At 58.5% G+C, this 1,807-nt stretch carries 1 protein-coding gene and 1 pseudogene; both read left to right on the top strand.

Annotation, left to right across the window (positions count from 1 at the left end):
- Window positions 1-257: pseudogene (locus tag LB462_RS30835) on the top strand (hypothetical protein); the annotation flags it as partial.
- A gap of 65 nt (window positions 258-322) precedes the next feature.
- On the top strand, window positions 323-1,807 hold a 1,485-nt coding region (locus LB462_RS30830; RefSeq protein WP_224515924.1), incomplete at its 3' end, for a type I secretion system permease/ATPase.

Here is a 1,807-nt window from a genome sequence, read left to right as displayed (position 1 = left end):
AGCGTCGCAATACCGGCGTTTCCGGCGTTCTGGAAGGCGCTAGCTTGATAAAGACGCTGCATCTGCCCTGGCTCCCTCTCTATCTCCTCGCAGTCTGTGCGTATCTGCCAGTTCTTGGCCGGCAGGCGCTAATTGCTGCGTTGGTCATGGCGGTCATGACGATTGCTGCGGAAGTATTGACGAGGCGCCTCGCTACTAGGGCGTCCAAGAAGTGCCGGGGTGTCAAACAACAGGCGACCCCAACATATTGGATTTGAACTGGCAAGCGCGGTCCGCCCGTGGCCGCTCCGCCTAAAGCCTCAACAAGAAACGGTAAGAAAAAATGCGCTCGAAAACCCCATTGACTGGCACCAAGCGGAAAAATGCCGAGAAGCTGACGCAAGGCTTTCGCGGGATATTCGTGTTTCTCTTCACCACCTCCGGCGTCATCAACATTCTCGCACTGACCGGCTCCTTCTACATGCTGCAGATTTACGATCGCGCCCTGACCAGCGGCAGCGTTCCGACGCTTCTCGCCTTGTCGGCTCTGGCCATCGGTCTTTATCTGTTCCAGGGCATGTTCGATATTATCCGCTCGCAAGTGCTGGTGCGTATCGGCGCACGTCTCGACAGCAGGATCGCTCCGATGGCGCATCAAGTGGCTATCGACATGCCACGCTTTGGTTTTTCAACAGCCGAGGCACTGGAGCGTGGCCGTGATGTCGATACGGTACGCGGCTTCCTCGGCAGCCAGGGCCCAGTCGCGCTGTTCGATCTGCCATGGATGCCGCTCTATCTCATCTTCGTCTATATGCTTCATCCTTACCTCGGCGCCCTCACTTTTGCCGGCGCATTCATCCTGTCGATGCTGACAATTGCAACCGAGCTGATGACCCGCCGCCTGGCAAGCTCGACCCATCAAGCCGCCATTACTCGTAACGCTATCGCCGATTCAAACGCCCGCAACGCCGATATTCTGAAGGCGATGGGTTTTGCCGGAAGAGCGGTCGATCGCTTCAATCAAGCCAATCAGGATCACCTCGAACTTCAAACACGCACAAACGACATCAGTGGAACATTTGGAGCGATCTCTCGCGTACTTCGCATGATCCTGCAATCTGCAGTGCTTGGTCTGGGTGCGTGGCTCACGATCCAGGGTGAGTTGTCCGCTGGCGCAATTATCGCCGCGTCGGTTGCTTCAGCCCGTGCTCTCGCGCCCGTCGATCTCGCAATTGGTAACTGGAAGAGCGTCGTCGCTGCGCGCACGGCATTTGCCAGGCTCAAGGAAACCGTCGTAGCGTTGTCGTCTATCGAGACACCGATGGATCTGCCGGCTCCTGTTGGGTCGCTGAAGGTTGAAAAGATCACGGTAGCCGCGCCAGGGTCCGGCCGGGTGCTTCTGAGCGATGTCAGTTTCGAGATCAAAGCGGGTCAGGCGCTCGGCATTATCGGACCGAGCGGCGGCGGCAAGACGACACTTGCGCGTGCCCTGACCGGTATCTGGCCAACACTACGCGGTAGCGTGCGACTGGATGATGCCGAACTGACCCAGTGGTCGGACAGCAAGCTTGGCCAATACATGGGCTACCTTCCACAGGATGTGGCATTGCTGGATGCAACAGTCGAAGAGAATATCTCGCGGCTTGAGCCCAAGGTGGACGCACGGGCGATCGTCGAGGCGGCCCAGACCACCGGGATTCATGAGATGATTGTGCGCATGCCGGATGGCTATCGCACTGCGCTTGGCCCGCAGGGCGCTTCACTTTCCGCTGGCCAGCGCCAGCGCATCGGCTTGGCACGTGCCCTTTACCGCAACCCTTTCATCGTC

The organism is Phyllobacterium chamaecytisi (assembly GCF_020164455.1).
GTDB classification, from domain to species: domain Bacteria; phylum Pseudomonadota; class Alphaproteobacteria; order Rhizobiales; family Rhizobiaceae; genus Phyllobacterium; species Phyllobacterium chamaecytisi.
The sequence above is the reverse complement of the archived record's forward strand: the minus strand, read 5'-3'. Positions and strand labels throughout refer to the sequence as shown.